General features: G+C 65.2%; 16 protein-coding genes. 9 read left to right on the plus strand and 7 right to left on the minus strand.

What is annotated here, in order from left to right; translation table 11 throughout:
* The first annotated feature begins 137 nt into the window (after window positions 1-137).
* From AB4Y44_RS14875 to AB4Y44_RS14915, 9 genes are read left to right on the plus strand one after another with little or no spacing between them, the layout of a single operon-like run.
* Window positions 138-1235 carry a PotD/PotF family extracellular solute-binding protein gene (locus tag AB4Y44_RS14875; protein ID WP_368700037.1) on the plus strand — a complete coding sequence of 366 codons (1098 nt, stop codon included), beginning with the start codon at window positions 138-140 and terminating at the stop codon, window positions 1233-1235.
* 5 nt (window positions 1236-1240) lie between these two features.
* Window positions 1241-2167: an ABC transporter permease gene (locus AB4Y44_RS14880; protein WP_342922386.1), complete on the plus strand. Its 927-nt coding sequence runs from the start codon at window positions 1241-1243 to the stop codon at window positions 2165-2167.
* Window positions 2164-3006, plus strand: a complete 843-nt coding sequence (locus tag AB4Y44_RS14885) for an ABC transporter permease (protein WP_368700038.1) — start codon at window positions 2164-2166, stop codon at window positions 3004-3006. The genes AB4Y44_RS14880 and AB4Y44_RS14885 overlap by 4 nt, the downstream gene beginning before the upstream one ends.
* Before the next feature lie 41 nt (window positions 3007-3047).
* The gene (locus tag AB4Y44_RS14890; RefSeq protein WP_342922384.1) at window positions 3048-4121 is read left to right on the plus strand and encodes an ABC transporter ATP-binding protein; all 1074 of its coding nucleotides are present in this window, start codon (window positions 3048-3050) and stop codon (window positions 4119-4121) included.
* Window positions 4122-4176: 55 nt separating this feature from the next.
* Entirely contained in the window at window positions 4177-5001 is an 825-nt protein-coding gene (locus AB4Y44_RS14895) for a transporter substrate-binding domain-containing protein (protein ID WP_368700039.1), read from the plus strand.
* Between the two features lie 43 nt (window positions 5002-5044).
* The gene (locus AB4Y44_RS14900) at window positions 5045-5803 is read left to right on the plus strand and encodes an amino acid ABC transporter permease (RefSeq protein WP_368700040.1); all 759 of its coding nucleotides are present in this window, start codon (window positions 5045-5047) and stop codon (window positions 5801-5803) included.
* The gene (locus AB4Y44_RS14905; RefSeq protein ID WP_368700041.1) at window positions 5803-6459 is read left to right on the plus strand and encodes an amino acid ABC transporter permease; all 657 of its coding nucleotides are present in this window, start codon (window positions 5803-5805) and stop codon (window positions 6457-6459) included. Before AB4Y44_RS14900 ends, AB4Y44_RS14905 begins: the two co-directional genes overlap by 1 nt.
* Before the next feature lie 39 nt (window positions 6460-6498).
* Window positions 6499-7224 (plus strand): amino acid ABC transporter ATP-binding protein, encoded by a 726-nt coding sequence (locus tag AB4Y44_RS14910; protein ID WP_368700042.1) that lies wholly within the window; start codon window positions 6499-6501, stop codon window positions 7222-7224.
* A gap of 32 nt (window positions 7225-7256) precedes the next feature.
* On the plus strand, window positions 7257-8153 hold the full coding sequence (locus AB4Y44_RS14915) for a LysR substrate-binding domain-containing protein (RefSeq protein ID WP_368700043.1): 897 nt from the start codon (window positions 7257-7259) through the stop codon (window positions 8151-8153).
* Window positions 8154-8178: 25 nt separating this feature from the next.
* Here the strand turns inward: AB4Y44_RS14915 and AB4Y44_RS14920 are convergent, their stop codons facing one another.
* The 7 genes from AB4Y44_RS14920 to phnY all read right to left on the minus strand — a co-directional run bounded on the left by AB4Y44_RS14920 (window position 8179) and on the right by phnY (window position 15416).
* Window positions 8179-9819, minus strand: a complete 1641-nt coding sequence (locus tag AB4Y44_RS14920; protein WP_368700044.1) for a Na/Pi cotransporter family protein — start codon at window positions 9817-9819, stop codon at window positions 8179-8181.
* Window positions 9820-9846: 27 nt separating this feature from the next.
* On the minus strand, window positions 9847-10023 hold the full coding sequence (locus AB4Y44_RS14925; protein ID WP_368700045.1) for a hypothetical protein: 177 nt from the start codon (window positions 10021-10023) through the stop codon (window positions 9847-9849).
* Entirely contained in the window at window positions 10023-10820 is a 798-nt protein-coding gene (locus AB4Y44_RS14930; protein WP_133184943.1) for an ABC transporter permease subunit, read from the minus strand. Before AB4Y44_RS14930 ends, AB4Y44_RS14925 begins: the two co-directional genes overlap by 1 nt.
* Entirely contained in the window at window positions 10804-11700 is an 897-nt protein-coding gene (locus AB4Y44_RS14935; RefSeq protein ID WP_368700046.1) for a 2-aminoethylphosphonate ABC transporter permease subunit, read from the minus strand. The genes AB4Y44_RS14930 and AB4Y44_RS14935 overlap by 17 nt, the downstream gene beginning before the upstream one ends.
* A complete protein-coding gene (locus tag AB4Y44_RS14940; RefSeq protein ID WP_342922374.1) occupies window positions 11693-12847 on the minus strand; it encodes an ABC transporter ATP-binding protein in 1155 nt (384 codons plus the stop codon). The genes AB4Y44_RS14935 and AB4Y44_RS14940 overlap by 8 nt, the downstream gene beginning before the upstream one ends.
* Window positions 12847-13878, minus strand: coding sequence for a 2-aminoethylphosphonate ABC transporter substrate-binding protein (locus AB4Y44_RS14945; protein WP_342922373.1), 1032 nt, complete (start codon window positions 13876-13878; stop codon window positions 12847-12849). The genes AB4Y44_RS14940 and AB4Y44_RS14945 overlap by 1 nt, the downstream gene beginning before the upstream one ends.
* Window positions 13879-13967: 89 nt before the next feature.
* Window positions 13968-15416, minus strand: a complete 1449-nt coding sequence (gene phnY / locus AB4Y44_RS14950; RefSeq protein ID WP_368700047.1) for a phosphonoacetaldehyde dehydrogenase — start codon at window positions 15414-15416, stop codon at window positions 13968-13970.
* Window positions 15417-15475 lie beyond the last annotated feature (59 nt).

Consider the following 15475-nt stretch of genomic DNA (forward strand, 5'->3'; position numbering starts at 1 on the left):
ATGGCGCGCATGCAGAGATTTCGTTTGTTGCGGGTTTTTGACGCACGTAGAGTCCATTCACGCAGCACGTTCGCGTGATTTTTGGTAATGGCAGCGCGCATTGGGCAGCGCCCATACGGTTCAATCAGGAGATGACCATGCAGGGGATCAAGCTGGGGAGAAGGCAGGCCATTCAGGCAATCGGCACGGCTCTGGCGGCATCGGCCTTGCCCATGCCATTCATCAGTACTGCCAGGGCACAGGAAAAGAGCTATGCGGGCAAGACCCTGCGGCTGCTCACCTGGTCCGACGACACCGGCGCAGCGGCTTTGCGCAACATCGCTGCCACGTTCAGCCAGAAGACCGGCGCGCAGGTCATCGCCGACCGCGCCGATGGCACCTCCGGCATGGTCGCGAAACTCAAGGCGGCCGGCGACCGGCCGACCTACGACGTGATCACGCTTGCCGGGGTCGGCGCCTCCGGTCTCGCCGATGCGGGCCTGCTGACGAAGCCGGATCTGAACAAGCTGCCGAACCTCAAAGACGTCGCGCCGCAATACCGCATGGGCGCCAACGGATTCGGCATCGGCTACCTGCTGTGGTCGGACGGTCTCATCTACAACACGTCCACCGTGAGGACCGCGCCCTCGACCTACGAAGCCCTTTGGGATCCGAAGTATGCGGGACGCCTGTTCCTGCCGCCGCCCGAGTGGGCGGAGGCGGTCGACCTCGCGATCATCGCCGCGAAGATGGCGGGCGGCTCGCAGCAGAATATCGATCCGGGCTTCAAGAAGCTCGCCCAGTTGAAGGACCGCGTGCTGACGCTCGGCGAAAACCCGAACCAGGTCGCCGATCTGTTCCGCACCGGCTCGCTCGACATCGGCGGCATCTATGCACCGGCATTCTTTCCGGAGCAGATCCGCAAGCCCGAGTACAAGATGGCCGTGACTTACGGCATGAAAGAGGGCTTCGCAACCCAGCTGATGTTTACGGTGATTCCGAAGTCGCATCCCGGCGATATCGACCTTATTCACGCCTTCATCAATCATTCGCTCGATGCCGGCGTGCAGGGCCGCATGGCCGCCGACGTGCTCAACGGTCCGGTGAACTCGCGCGCGGTCATTCCCGCCGAAAGCCGCGCCTTCGTGCCGTCGCCGCAGCAGATCGCCGAGAAGGCCGTGCTTCACGACGACAAGGCGCTCGCCGCGTTGCAGCCTGCGTGGATCAAGCGCTTTACCGAGATCTTTTCCGCGTGAGCGCCATGTCAGCCCTCTCTTCACATCGCGCGGGCACGCCGGCGCAGGCCGGCGAATCGACGGCCCAGCCCGCCACCGCAACGGCGCTGCCGCGTGTGCCGCCGTTGCTGCTGCTTGCACCGATCCTCGCGTTTCTCGCCGTGCTGATCGCGGCGGCGCTCGCCGTGCTGCGCATGAGCTTTGGTGTGCCAGGCAACGAGTGGCATGCCTTCACACTGCAGAATTACGTCGACCTCGGGGACGCCTACTTCCTGCGCTCGCTCTGGCTGACCTTGCGGCTGGCCTTCCAGAGCATGATCGTGGCCGTCGTGCTGGCGATTCCCGTGGCACTCGCGATGGCGCGCACGCAGTCGCGCACCGCACGGCGCCTCCTGCTGGCCGGCGTGCTGCTGCCGCTGCTGGTCAACCTGCTGCTGCAGGGCTACGGGTGGCTCGTGATGCTGGGGCCTGCGGGCCTCGTCAATCACGTGCTCATGGCCACCGGCCTGATCGGGCGTCCGGTGTTGTGGCTGTATCGCGAGAACGGCGTGCTGCTCGGACTGATTCAAACGGCCTTTCCGCTCGCCGTGCTGCCCATCTCGAGCGCGATGCGCGCGGTGTCGCGCTCGTACGAAGAGGCGGCGGCCACCCTCGGCGCAAGCCGCTGGCAGACGCTGCGCCACGTGATGCTGCCGCTGGCGATGCCCGGCATCGTCTCGGGCGCGTTGCTCGTGTTCGCCTATAACGCGAGCGCGTTCGCGGTGCCATTGCTGCTGGGCGGACGCCGCGTGCCGATGCTCGCCGTGCTCGTGCACGATCAGGTCGCGCCGTTGCTGAACTGGCCGGCCGCGTCTGCCTCGGGTGTCGTTCTGATGGCCGCGACGCTTGCGGTGATGGCCATCTCGCAACGGCTGGTGCGCAACCTGCAACGTCACCCGGAGTCCCGCTCATGAATGCCTTGCGTACCCCCCTGACGATGCCCGGCCGCCTCAGCCGCGTGACCGAATGGTGCGCGACGATCGTGCTCTTTCTTGCCGCGCTGCCGATCCTGACGATGATCACGATGTCGTTCGGCAATTCGGACACACTCGAATTTCCGCCACAGAGCTTCGGCCTGCACTGGTATCGGGCCGCATGGCACACCTTCGTGTCGCCCGATGCGAGCGACGTGCTGTCCATGGGCACCGCGCTCACGACGAGCCTCATCGTCGCTGTCTCGACGATGTTCATCGCCACCGCCGTCTCGGTGCCCGCTGCCTACGCACTCTCGCGCTACCGCTTTCGCGGCAAGGCGGTGATCGAGCAACTGGTCGCGTTGCCGCTCGTCTATCCGCTCGTGATGCTGGGGCTTTCGCTGCTGCTCGTTTTCAATGTCCTGCCGGTAGAGTTGGGCGTGGGGCGGCTCGTCATTGCGCACGTGATCCTGGCGCTGCCGTTCACGGTGAAGAACTGCGCGGCATCGGTTGCGTCGATCGGACCGGAGTTCGAGGAAGCCGCCTGCGTGATGGGCGCGAGCCCGCGGCGTGCGCTCGTCGACGTCGTGCTGCCACTCATGCGCCCCGGCATTCTCGCCGGCATGCTGTTCGCGTTCATCATTTCGTTTAACGAGTTCACGGTGACGTTCTTCCTCTACGGCATCAACACGATGACGCTGCCGGTCTGGCTCTACAGCCGCACCGTTTCGTCGCTCGACCCAACCGTGTTTTCGTTCGCGGTCTTCATCGTGCTGATCGACTTCGCCTTGATCTGGCTGCTCGAAAAGCTCGTCGGCGACGCAGGCGTGGCGCTCTGATCGCCGCCTCTCACGCGGCCCCCGGGCACAAAGGAACTCTCATGACTCATCTGTCTTTGCAGGCCATCACCAAGCGCTTTCACAACGCGTTCGCGGTCGACCACGTCGATCTCAACGTTCCGGACGGCAAGCTGGTGTGTTTTCTCGGGCCGTCCGGCTGCGGCAAGACAACCCTGCTGCGTATCATCGCGGGCCTGGAGACGCCGACGTCCGGATCGGTGATGTTCGCGGGGCGTGACCTCACGCAGGTGCCGGCCAACCGGCGCGACTTCGGCATGGTGTTTCAGTCGCTCGCGCTGTTCCCTCATATGACCGTCGCCGCCAATGTCGCCTATCCGCTGCGTCTGCGCGGCGTCGACAAGAGCGTACAAGCGAAGCGCGTGGCCGAACTGCTCGAACTGATCCAGCTTCCGCACATGGCGAACCGGCCCGTTACGCAGCTTTCCGGGGGGCAGCGCCAGCGCGTGGCGATTGCGCGTGCGATTGCCTCGTCGCCGAAACTGCTGCTGCTCGACGAGCCGCTCTCGGCACTCGACGCGAAGCTGCGTGAAGCGATGCAGGTCGAGATTCGCCTGCTGCAACAGCGGCTTGGCATCACGACGATCATGGTCACGCATGACCAGCGCGAAGCGATGACGATGGCCGACGAGATCGTCGTGATGCAGAAAGGGCGCATCGCCCAGGTCGGCAGGCCGCTCGACATTTACCGCGATCCCGTGAATGAATTCGTGGCGGACTTCATCGGCCTCGGCAACATCCTGCCCGTGACGCTCGAAGCCGACGCCGGCATCGCGCTACCGGGCGGCCAGCGGATCGCCGTCAATGCCGCGATGCGCGCGCCGGAGCGCTCGGGCGACATCCGCCTGCTGATTCGCCCGGAAGACGTGTGTGTGCGGCCCATGACGGCGGAACCCGGCCCGAACGTCGTTGCCGGCAAGGTGACGTTCGTTCGCGACGTGGGCGCGCAGATCGAAGCGACGATCGATTGCGACGGCTTCACGCTCACCGCCGCCACCACGCCCCGCGAGACGCCTGACCTCGAGGTGGGGCGGCCGGTGCTGGCCGAGATGCCGGCCCACGCGTGCAGGCTGATTCCGGCGCACACCGCGCACTGAAAAGCCGCGTTGAAATCTTTTACCCCCAAAGAAGCAGCTGGAAGGAGACATCGTCATGAACACCACTCACGTCACCACGAACCCCATGCAGCGCCTGGTGGCTCGCACCATCGCAGCCTTCGCGCTTGCCGGCATGGCTGGCCTCGGCGCGTTCGCACCGCTCGCGCATGCGGATGCGCTCGACACGATTGCGAAATCGGGCGTCGTGCGTGTCGGCGTTTTCGAGGACTATCCGCCGTTTGGATCGATCGGACCCGACATGAAGCCGCAGGGCTACGACATCGACGTGGCCAATCTGATCGGCCGAGCCCTGAACGCGAAGGTCGAACTCGTGCAGGTGACGGGCGACAACCGCATGGCCTATCTGGCGGATCACAAGGCGGACATGCTGCTCTCGGTTGGCCAGACGCCCGAGCGCGCGAAGGTCATCGACTTCTCGCAGCCGTATGCGCCGTACTATCTCGCGGTATTCGGTCCGAAATCGTTGCCGGTGAAGAATGCGGGCGATCTGGCCGGCAAGACGGTCGCCGTTGCGCGCGGCACACTCGAAGATCTGAGTGTGTCCAAGGTGGCGCCGCCCTCCGCGGTCATCAAGCGCTTTGACGACCCGAACGGCGCGATTTCCGCTTTCCTGTCCGGTCAGGCCCAACTGCTCGTGGTTGGCAATGACGTTGGCGCGACGATCATGGCCCGTCATCCCGCCAATGATCCGGAGCAGAAGTTTTCGTTGTTCAGCTCGCCAGATCACGTGGGCCTGAACAAGAACGAGCCGCGCCTGAAGCAGAAAGTCGACGACGCCATCGCGGCTGCAAAGAAGGACGGCTCGATGAACGCCATCTCGCTCAAGTGGCTGCGTGCACCGCTGCCGGCCAGTCTTTGATGCGCTCCGGCTCCCGCTTACCTGAACGACAGACGGCGCAGCGATGACTTACACATTCGACTTTAGTGACTTCGGTCTTTATGCGGGCATGCTCGCGCGCGGCGTGGAAGTGACGCTCGGTCTGACGGCGGTCTCGACCGTGCTGGGCGGCCTGCTCGGGATTGCCGGCGCGAGCCTTGCCGTTGCGGGCCCGAGGTGGGTGCGCGCGCTGGTGGCCTCCTACGTCGAGCTGATCCGCAATACGCCTTTTCTCGTGCAGCTGTTCTTCGTGTTCTTTGGGCTGCCGGGTCTGGGCGTGCAGATCAACGAGATGCAGGCGGCGGTACTGGCAATGACCGTGAATCTGGGGGCCTACGCGACCGAGATCGTGCGCGCCGGCATCGACTCGATCCCTCGCGGCCAGCGCCAGGCGGCGATGGCGCTCGGCTTGCAGGGGCGGCAGGTTTTCCGCCACGTGGTGCTGCCTCAGGCGCTCGCGAACGTCTTCCCGGCGTTGCTGGGCCAGGTGCTGATCGTGATGCTCGGCTCGGCCGTCGTTTCGCAGATTTCCGTGCCCGACCTGACCTACGCAGCCAACTTCATCCAGTCGCGCAATTTCCGCTCGTTCGAGAGCTACGTGATCGTCACGGTGATCTACCTTCTGCTGTCGATCGTGTTGCGGCTGCTCATCAACCGGCTCGGCAAGGGCCTCTTCGCCGGACGCACGGCGCGCGGCGCCGGCGCCTCGCGCACAACCCTGCGCGCGTGGTTTTCCGGTCGCGCCCGCATGGCGGCATCCGGCCTTTCGAAGGAGCGTTCGTAATGGTCGAGTTCACTCTCTGGGATATCGCGCGCAATCTGCTGCTGGCCGCGCGCTGGACCGTCCTGCTCTCGTTTTGCGCGTTCGTTGGAGGCGGCATCGCGGGCCTCGTGCTGCTCGCGATGCGCGTGTCGCCGTTGGCCTGGCTGCGCCGCATCGCCGTGCTGTACGTCGAGCTGTTTCAAGGCACGCCACTGCTGATGCAGCTCTTTCTCGCGTTCTTCGGGCTGCCACTCGTGGGAATCGAAGTGTCGCCGTGGCTCGCCGCAACGGTGACGCTCACGCTCTACACGAGCGCCTACCTGGCCGACATCTGGCGCGGGTGCGTGGAAGCCGTGCCACGAGGGCAGTGGAGCGCCGCGGCCAGCCTCGGCATGACATGGCCTCAGCAGCTGCGTTACGTCGTCTGGCCGCAGGCATGGAAGATCGCCGTGCCGCCCACGGTCGGCTTTCTCGTGCAGGTGGTGAAGAGTACGGCGCTCACGTCGATCATCGGCCTGACCGAGCTGACCAAGACCGGAACCATGATCACGAACGCCGTGTTTCGTCCGTTCCCGATCTACGCAATGGTCGCACTGCTGTACTTCGCGATGTGCTTTCCGCTCACGTGGTATGCACGTGTGCTCGAAGGCCGCCACCAGCATGCCCGGCACCGCTGAACGCATGAACTTCAACGCTCTTCAGAAGCAGGTTTCCACATGATTACTATTAACAACGTATCGAAGTGGTACGGTCAGTTCCAGGTGCTCACTGACTGCACGACGGAAGTGAAAAAAGGCGAAGTCGTCGTGGTGTGCGGCCCGTCGGGCTCGGGAAAATCGACGCTCATCAAGACGGTCAATGGCCTCGAGCCGTTTCAGAACGGCGAGATCAGAGTCAACGGCGAGTCGGTTCGGGACAGGCAGACCAACCTGTCGAAGCTGCGCGCGAAAGTGGGCATGGTCTTTCAACACTTCGAACTCTTCCCGCATATGTCGATTACCGAAAACCTCACGCTCGCACAGGTGAAGGTGCTTGGCCGGCACAAGGACGAGGCCGCGCAAAAGGCCCTGGGGCTGCTGCATCGCGTCGGCTTGCGCGCACATGCGGACAAGTTTCCCGGCCAGCTCTCCGGCGGTCAGCAGCAGCGTGTCGCGATCGCCCGCGCGTTGTCGATGGACCCGATCGCGATGCTGTTCGACGAGCCAACCTCGGCCCTCGACCCGGAGATGATCAACGAAGTGCTCGACGTGATGGTCGAACTCGCTCAGGAAGGCATGACGATGATGTGCGTCACGCACGAGATGGGCTTCGCGAAGAAGGTGGCGAATCGCGTGATCTTCATGGATCAGGGGGGTATCGTCGAAGACGATCTCAAGGAGGCGTTCTTTGCGCAGCCGAAGTCCAGCCGCGCGAAGGACTTCCTTTCAAAGATCCTTCACTAGGCCGCTTCCGTCAAACCGGAAACGCGAATCCCATGCGACGCCTTCCTCCCCTCAACGCACTGCAGGTATTCGAAGTGGTGGCCCGCCACCGCAGCTTCACCTGTGCTGCAGAACACCTGTGTCTCACGCAGGGCGCGGTGAGCCGGCAGATCCTCTCGCTGGAGGACTACTACAAGTTTCCGCTTTTCATCAGGGGAAAGAAGGGGCTCACCCTGACGACCGAAGGCGAGATGCTGCTGCCCGTCGTGAAGGAGGGCCTCGCGCGCATCGAGGAGACGTCGGCGCGCTTGACGCGGCAACGCACCGATCTCGCCATGAAGGTGCCGACCTGCATCATGCGCTGGATGTTGCCGCGAATCATGCGGTTCCAGGGCGAGCACCCCGACTTGCTGGTGCAGATCACCGCAACCTGGCAGCACGACGTCGACTTCCAGGCCGAGCCATTCGATGCCGCGATCATCTACGGTTCGTCCCCCGGGGCCGATGTTCACGCGGTGCCGCTGTTCGACGAGCAGATTACGCCGGTATGCGCGCCGGAACTGCTGAACAGCAAGCCGCTCGCCCAGTTCGACGATCTCTCGCAATTCACGCTGCTGCACCCGACGCGGGACCATCGTGACTGGAGGCGGTGGCTCGATCAGGTTGGCGCGACCCAGGTGGACGCGAACATGGGACCGAGTTTCGAAACACTCGATCTGGCGACGAACGCGGCCATGCAAGGCTTCGGCATCGCGATCGGCGACCGCACGCTGGTCGATGACGACCTCGTGGCGAAGCGGCTCGTCATGCCGTTCGACACGGTGATCGAAACGGGCGCGCGCTATTACTTTGTCTATCCCGAGTGCGTGGCGCATCAGCCAAAGGTAAAGCTCTTCAGCGAGTGGATGGCACGGAATCACCAACCACAACCGGCGATTGCGCCGGTATAGCAACCGCCAGGCGAGCGGCGCACGCTCAAACCTGCGCCGCCGCTTCGTTCGCTTTATCGCGTTCCAGCAGGGGATAGGCGAGCGCGCAAATATGCGACTGGATGCGCACGAGATCGCGCAGCACGTCGAGATGCAGCGAACTCGAGGCCACGCTGTCCGGCTGACCTTCGCGCAGCCGTTCGAGGTGGCGTTCGCGCGTCAAACGTTCGAGTCGCCTCAGAGCCTGTTTGTCGGCGATGAGCTGCGCCGCGGTTTGTGTGCGCCCCGACACGAGCAGGGCCTGGGCGCGGCGAAAGCTGTCGATTACCGAGTCGTGCAGCATGCGCAATTCTTCGGTGCCCTCGGCCGAAAAGCTCAGTTGCATCTTGATCTTCTTCTGCGCGATCTCGAGCAGATTTCTGTCGATGATGTCGCCGATATGCTCGAGATTGATCACGGCGGTCATGATGTCCGACGCCCAGCGCCGGTCCTCTTCGCTGAGCGGCTCGCGGGTCAGTTCGGTGACGTATCGCTTGATCGCGTCGTGGAGCGCGTCCACGGTGTCGTCGCGGCTCGCGATGTCGCTCACCGCGCGGCGGTCATTGGCAAGCAGCACCGGCACGCTCTCGCGCAGCATCGCCTCGACGATCTCGCTCATTCTGATCACTTCGCGCGCCGCGCACGCCAGCGCCAGCGGCGGAGACTGCAGGGCGCTTTCGTCGAGGTAGCGCGGCGAACCCGCGTCGTCGCCCGCAGCGGGCGAGGGCATCATGCGCTCCAGCAGACGCGCCACCGGATCGAGCAGTCCGATGAACACGACGGCGATGGCGACGTTCAGGCCGGTGTGGAAATCGGCGATCGTGCGGCTGGCGTCGCCGGGCAGCGTGTCGAGCAGGCGCGCGAGCGGCGAGCAGACGGCGAGCAGCAGCACGCATACGCCGCCGCGCAGCAGCAGGTTGCCGGCGGGCAGCCTGCGGCGGCTGAGATCGTCCCCCTTCGCTGCCTCGAAGTACGGATTGAGCGCGCTCCCGACGTTCGCGCCGAGCACCATCGCGATCGCGATGTCCAGAGGCACGGTATGCAGCTTCGCGAGCGACATCACGAACAACACGACCGGAATGCTCGAATGCGCGGCCCACGTGAGTACGCACGCCAGCGCGGCGTTGAGCACGGGTTCGCCGGACAGCGCGCCGAGCACCGTACGCAGCGCGGGCGCGGTTTCCGCGGGCTGCACCGTCGAGACGAGCAGCGTGAGCGCAAGCAGCATGAGTCCGAGCCCGATCGATGCCCGGCCGATATCGCGGCTGCGCGAGCCCTTGCCCCTTTCGAACAAGGCCATGCCGATCAACAGGCACGCGGGCGAGATCCAGCTGAGATCGAGCGAGAACGCCTGCACGATCAGCGTCGAGCCCACGTTCGCGCCGAGCATCACGGCGAGTCCCGTCACCGCTCCCATCAGGCCGCGCGCCGCGAAGGACGACGCGATCATGCCGGTTGCCGTACTGCTCTGCAGCGCGCCGGTGATCGCGAGTCCTGCACAGAATGCGTTGAAGCGGTTGCCGAGGCTGCGCGCCATGAAGCGCCGTAGCGCAGCCCCGAACGCGCGCATGAGCCCGGACTCGACCATGTGCAGGCCCCACGTGAGCAGGGCGACACCGCCCGCGAGATGAAGCACGATCAGGATCATCCGGCGCCTCCTTTGTGTTGTTTTCGCCTACATCGCCTGCACGCCTGCCTCGATCGCCTCCTCGAGTATCGCCAGCGCGTCGAGCGCTTCGCGCTGCCGCGCGCGGCGGCGGACGGTGAGGTCCGTGTCGCTCTCCGACTGGGCGACCGCGCGGTCCATGTGCTCGCCGCGCGGGTTCGTCGATGCGAGGCGCGATGGGCTCATCAGCGCACCGCCGCTTTGGTCGAGACGCGCGAGAGCGCGAGCAGCACGAGGAGCGTGCCGCCGCCCAGCACCATCGTGAGGGTCGACGCGTCGAAGATCGCACCACGGTCGGACAACGCGAAGATGCCGACGGGCAGCGTGACCCAGCCGGGCGGGTAGATCATCAGGGTCGCGCCCAGCTCGCCCATCGACAACGCGAAGCTGAGGCTGAACGACGCCAGCAGATACGGCGCGATGAGCGGCAGGGTCACGCGGGTCAACTGGTAGAACGGCCGCGCGCCGAGGCTTTCGGCGACCTCGCCATACTCCGGCGCGAGCCGCGAGAGCCCTGCGGACACATTGCCGTACGTGAACGCCGAAATCAGCAGGAAATGGGCGAGAAACACGATCGACGCGGTGCCGTTGAGCAGGACGGGCGGCTGGCTGAACGCGACGAGCAGCCCGAGCCCGATGGAGACCGACGGCACCGCGCTCGGCACGAAGAAGACGACATCGAGCACACGCTTCGGCATGCCCTTCATGCCGCGCAACGCGAGTGCGGCCCATGTGCCGCTCACGAGTGCCGCCGCGCTGGCGAGCGCCCCGGTGAGCACGCTCACGCGCAACTGGTCGGCCGAATCCGTGTGGAACACCCGCGCGTAGTGCGCGAGCGTCAGGTGGCTCGGCAGGATGCCGTTCCACTGTCCGCTCACGCTGGCGAGCGCGATCATCGCGACCGGCAATCCATAGATCGCGGCGAACAACAGCGCCGTCGCGCTCCAGGTCGATACCTTCGCCCATTTAGCCCAGAGCAGCACGGCGACCTCCGCAAAGTGACACGACTGTCCGGTAGCAGGCGTAGAGCCCGAGCGACAGCGCGATGTTGATGACGGCGATCACGCAGGCCGTGGTGTAGTCGAACTCCTGAATCGCCTTGCCGTAGATGAGCAGCGGCAGGGTGATCACATCTTTCGCGCCGATGAACAGCACGATGCCGAACTCGTTGACGGTCAGCAGCAGGCAGAGGCTGCCGCCAGCGAGCAGCGCGGGCAGCGCGGCGGGCAGGATGATCTGCCGGATGATGCGCAGCGGCTTCGCGCCGAGACTGCTCGCCACTTCGATCTGCGCGTTGTCGATCTGCGAGAAGCAGGCGAGCAGCGGGCGCATGATGAACGGCGTATAGACCGTCACCTCGGAGAGTACGACGCCCCACTGTGTGTACAGGAAGTCGACGGGCGGCAGGTTCAGGTGGAAGAACGTCATCAGCGACTGGTTCAACAGACCCGCCGAGCCGTACACGAACGTGAAGGCGAGCGCGACGAGGAAGGTCGGCAGTGCGATGAAGGTATCGATCAGACGACCGACGAAGCGTGCGCCGGGAAACGGCACGAACGCGATCACGAGCGAGAACACGAAGCCCAGCACGAGGCAGCCCGCCGACGCGCTGACCGCAATGGCGATCGTGTGATAGAGGCCGCTCAGGAACTGTCGCGAATGCAGCACGGCCGCGAAGTTCGCGAGCGTGAGCGTGTGAGTGCTGGAGTCGGCCCCGCCGCCCAGCGCCTGCAGCGCGATGAGGCCGAACGGGTAGAAGAAGATCGCCGCCAGCACCACGAGCGGCGGCGCGATCCAGAGGCCGCGCCAGCTGGCCGGGGCGCGGCCGGCCGGCACGGGCGGCGCAATGACGAGATCAGCCATGGCCTTCGACCTCCGGTACGAGCGTGACGTCCGCGGCGTCGAAATGAACGGACATCGCAGTGCCGGGCTCCGGCGGGCTTTCGAGCGGCGCACGCGTGAGGCGCAGCGCTTCGCCACCGACATCGAGTACGACGCTGTGCAATTCGCCGAGCCACTGCACGCTCTGCACGACGCCCGTCACGCGATTGGACGCTTCCGTGCGCGGCCTGAAGTGCAGATCGTGTGGCCGCACACACACGTAACACGCGCTGGCGGCGGGCAGGCCGTGATGATTGCGCCCGACGATCGAGAAGTCCCCGCAGCGTACCCGTGCGAAGCCGTCGGCCGTGGGCTCCAGCTGCAGCGCCGGCAACACGTTCGCACGCCCGAGGAACTCCGCCGCAAATCGGTTCGGCGGATGCCGGTAGAGCCCCTGGGTTTCGCCGTGGGCCACCAGCTTGCCGTCGCGCATGATGCCGATATGGTTAGCGAGCGTGAGCGCTTCGGTCTGATCGTGCGTCACATAGAGCACGGTCAGCGTGGGCAGGCTGCGATGCAGCTTCGCCAGCTCGTCGAGCATCGAGCGCCGGATCTGCGCGTCGAGCGCGGAGAGCGGCTCGTCGAGCAGCAGCACCTGAGGCTGGATCGCGAGCGCGCGCGCGATCGCCACGCGCTGCTGCTGGCCGCCGGAGAGTTCGCGCGGATAGCGCTTCGCATATTTCGACATGCCGACGAGGCCGAGGCACTCGGGCACCCGCGTGCGGATCGTGTCCGCATCGGTGCCGCGTGCACGCAGGCCAAAGGCGACGTTGTCTTCCACACGCATGTGCGGAAAGAGCGCGTAGTTCTGCACGACCATGCCGATGTTGCGTGCATACGGCGGCAGACGCGTCACGTCGCGCTCGCCGATCACGATGCGTCCTGCGCTCGGCTGCACGAAACCCGCGACGGCCCGCAGCGCGGTCGTCTTGCCGGAGCCCGAGGGGCCGATGAGCGCGACGATCTCGCCGGGCTTCACGGTGAGCGTGAGTGAGTCGAGAATGGTCTGGCCGCCGTACGTCACCGAGACATTCTCGAAGCCGATTCCGCTGGCGCCGTGCGCGACCGCCGCCGGCACCGCGGGGGCCTGCGGCGCAGGCCCGCGTTCCATGGTGAAGGTATTGGCCATTAGTTGCTCGAGATCGCCTGGTTGTAAGTTGCCACGTCGGACTTCAGGTCATGCATGACCTGGTTCCAGTCGGGCTCCCAGATTTCGACGCCCTGCAGCATCGCGCTGAGCGTCTTGAAGTTGGCGTCCGTGGGATGCACGTCGGTGCGCACGGGCATGCCATAGGCGGACTTGCTCACGTCCTGCTGGGCCTCGGCGCTCAGGAGGAAGTCGATCAGCTTCTTGCCGTTGTCCGTATGCGGCGCGCCGGCGACGAGGCCGATGTAGTAGGGCAGCGAGAACGTGGCGCGGCGCCCGCTCGGGCCGGCGGGGAAGAAGACCGAAATGTTCGGGTTGTCGCGCATCTGCGAGAGGTTCATCTGCAGATCGCCGTTGGCGACGTAGAGTTCGCCCTTGTTGACGAGCGCCGTGAGCTTGCCCGTGGAAGCGGACGGTCCCAGGTTGTTCACCTGGAGCTTGCGCAGATACGCGAAGCCGCCGTCCTTGCCATCGAACGCGTGGAAGGTCTGCAGCATCAGCGCGGTGCCGTCACCGGCCTGGCCCGGCGTCGAGTACTGCACCTTCTGCTTGAACTGCGGCGCGAGCAGGTCCGTGTAGGCCTTGGGCGCGCTCTTGAGCACCGCGGAGTTGTAGATGAACGTGGGGTAGTTGTCGACCATGGCGACATACAGCCCCTTGGCGTCCTTGTCGCGCGCGGCGATCTTGTCGGCGCCGGCCGGGGTGTAGGGCTGCAGCAGGCCGTCGGCCGCGGCCTTCTGCATGAACGGCGGCAACGTCACGAGCACGTCGGCCTGTATATTCGACTTCTCCTTGCCGAGGCGATCCACCACGCCGCTCGAACCGGCCTCGATATATTGGACCTTGATGCCGGTTGCCTTCGTGAAGGCTTCGAACTGGTTGCCGAACCAGCTGGGCGTGCCGTCGTGAAGACCGTCTGCGCTGTAGATGGTCACGACGCCGGATTGTGCATGCACGGAGCCCGCTGCGAAGGCGAAGGCACAGGTCACCGCGGCGATCAGTTGAGTTTTCATATTCAACCTTCCTTGAGTTCGGATGCTGAAAAAAACCTCGTAGGGCCGCGCGCTGGCGGCTTGCGTCGCAATCCTGCCGGTTGCTGCCTTTATTCCCAAGGCATGGACCAGGTCCTGACGTTGGTGTAGCTCTTCATCGCCTCGACCATGCCTTCCTTGTAGCCGTTGCCGGAGTCCTTGATGCCGCCGAACGGCGACATCTCGGTGCGGTAACCCGGCACTTCCCAGACGTTCACGGTGCCGACCTCCAGTTCGTTGACGAACTTCGTCGTGTAGTCGAGCCGGTTCGTGCAGACGCCCGAGGAGAGACCGTAGGCGGTCGAGTTCGAGATGCGGATGATGTCTTCGATCTGGTTGGGAACGCGAATGATCGGGATGACCGGCCCGAAAGTCTCCTCGCGCACGAGTTCGCAGTCGTAGGGCACGTGATCGACGACGGTGGGGGCGAACAGCGCGCCCTGGCGGGGGGCGCCGTAGAGCACGCGTGCGCCGTGCGCTTCGGCGTCGGCCACGCGGCGCTCGAACAGTTGCGCGGCCGCTTCGTTGATGACCGTGCCCACGTCGACGCTCGGGTCCAGCGGATCGCCGCACTTGAGCTTCTTCGCGTGCACGAGCACACGCTCGACGAAGGCATCCGCCACGCTTTCCACCACGAGAATGCGCTTGACCGCCGTGCAGCGCTGGCCGGAATTCTTGGTCGCGCCCGTCACCGCGAGCAGCGCGGCGCGGTCGAGGTCGGCGTCTTCCATGACGATGAGCGGGTCGTTGCCGCCCAGTTCCAGCACGGTGCGGCGGTAGCCCGCGTGCTGGGCGATGTACTTGCCCACGCGTACCGAACCGGTGAACGTGACCAGGTCGCAGTGCGGGTCCGTGATCATGCTGTCGCCCATCGTGCGCGGATTGCCGGTGACGACGCTCAGCATCTCGGGCGGCAGGCCCGCTTCGTAGAGCACGTCGGCGAGGGCGAGCGCGGTGAGCGGCGTGAGTTCGGTGGGCTTGAGCACCACCCGGTTGTTGGTCGCGATGGCCGGCGCGAGCTTGTGGCTCACCATGTTCAGCGGATGGTTGAACGGCGTGATGGCGGAAATCACGCCGAGCAGCGGCAGACGCGTCGTGAAGATCTTGCGGTTCTTCCCGTTCGGGCTGATGTCGCACGAGTAGACTTCGCCGTCGTCCTTGATCGTCAGTTGCGCGGCGAACGACCAGACATCGTAGGCGCGGCTTGCTTCGTAGAGCGAATCTTTCCAGCACAGACCCGACTCCGCGGTGATGAGGCGTGCGAAGTCCTCCTTGCGGTCGCGCAGCGCTTCGGCGGTGGTCTGGAGGATGCGCTGACGCTCGAAGCGCGTGAGGTGCGGGCGCGCGGCGTGCGCTTTGGCGAACGCTTCCTGCACGTGTTCGGGACGGCCCGCGGGCACGGTGCCGACCACTTCGTTCGTATAGGGGTTGAAGACTTCGATCACTTCGTCGGTCGAGACCCGCCGGCCGGCGATGCGCATGGACTCCTGCCTGAATGCGGGTTTGGTCATGACGTTCATCGCATACCTCGTTCTATGATCCGGTTGGGCACGCCCCCCTCGCGAATGCGAGCGGCGGC

It is taken from the genome of Paraburkholderia sp. BR10937 (assembly GCF_040965695.1).
Classification (GTDB): Bacteria; Pseudomonadota; Gammaproteobacteria; order Burkholderiales; family Burkholderiaceae; genus Paraburkholderia.

Bases quoted from the DNA above. Each gene is read 5' to 3' on its own strand.
- AB4Y44_RS14875 (WP_368700037.1), top strand. From the start codon at position 138: ATGCAGGGGATCAAGCTGGGGAGAAGGCAGGCCATTCAGGCAATCGGC.
- AB4Y44_RS14880 (WP_342922386.1), top strand. From the start codon at position 1,241: ATGTCAGCCCTCTCTTCACATCGCGCGGGCACGCCGGCGCAGGCCGGC.
- AB4Y44_RS14885 (WP_368700038.1), top strand. From the start codon at position 2,164: ATGAATGCCTTGCGTACCCCCCTGACGATGCCCGGCCGCCTCAGCCGC.
- AB4Y44_RS14890 (WP_342922384.1), top strand. From the start codon at position 3,048: ATGACTCATCTGTCTTTGCAGGCCATCACCAAGCGCTTTCACAACGCG.
- AB4Y44_RS14895 (WP_368700039.1), top strand. From the start codon at position 4,177: ATGAACACCACTCACGTCACCACGAACCCCATGCAGCGCCTGGTGGCT.
- AB4Y44_RS14900 (WP_368700040.1), top strand. From the start codon at position 5,045: ATGACTTACACATTCGACTTTAGTGACTTCGGTCTTTATGCGGGCATG.
- AB4Y44_RS14905 (WP_368700041.1), top strand. From the start codon at position 5,803: ATGGTCGAGTTCACTCTCTGGGATATCGCGCGCAATCTGCTGCTGGCC.
- AB4Y44_RS14910 (WP_368700042.1), top strand. From the start codon at position 6,499: ATGATTACTATTAACAACGTATCGAAGTGGTACGGTCAGTTCCAGGTG.
- AB4Y44_RS14915 (WP_368700043.1), top strand. From the start codon at position 7,257: ATGCGACGCCTTCCTCCCCTCAACGCACTGCAGGTATTCGAAGTGGTG.
- AB4Y44_RS14920 (WP_368700044.1), bottom strand. From the start codon at position 9,819: ATGATCCTGATCGTGCTTCATCTCGCGGGCGGTGTCGCCCTGCTCACG.
- AB4Y44_RS14925 (WP_368700045.1), bottom strand. From the start codon at position 10,023: ATGAGCCCATCGCGCCTCGCATCGACGAACCCGCGCGGCGAGCACATG.
- AB4Y44_RS14935 (WP_368700046.1), bottom strand. From the start codon at position 11,700: ATGGCTGATCTCGTCATTGCGCCGCCCGTGCCGGCCGGCCGCGCCCCG.
- AB4Y44_RS14940 (WP_342922374.1), bottom strand. From the start codon at position 12,847: ATGGCCAATACCTTCACCATGGAACGCGGGCCTGCGCCGCAGGCCCCC.
- AB4Y44_RS14945 (WP_342922373.1), bottom strand. From the start codon at position 13,878: ATGAAAACTCAACTGATCGCCGCGGTGACCTGTGCCTTCGCCTTCGCA.
- phnY (WP_368700047.1), bottom strand. From the start codon at position 15,416: ATGAACGTCATGACCAAACCCGCATTCAGGCAGGAGTCCATGCGCATC.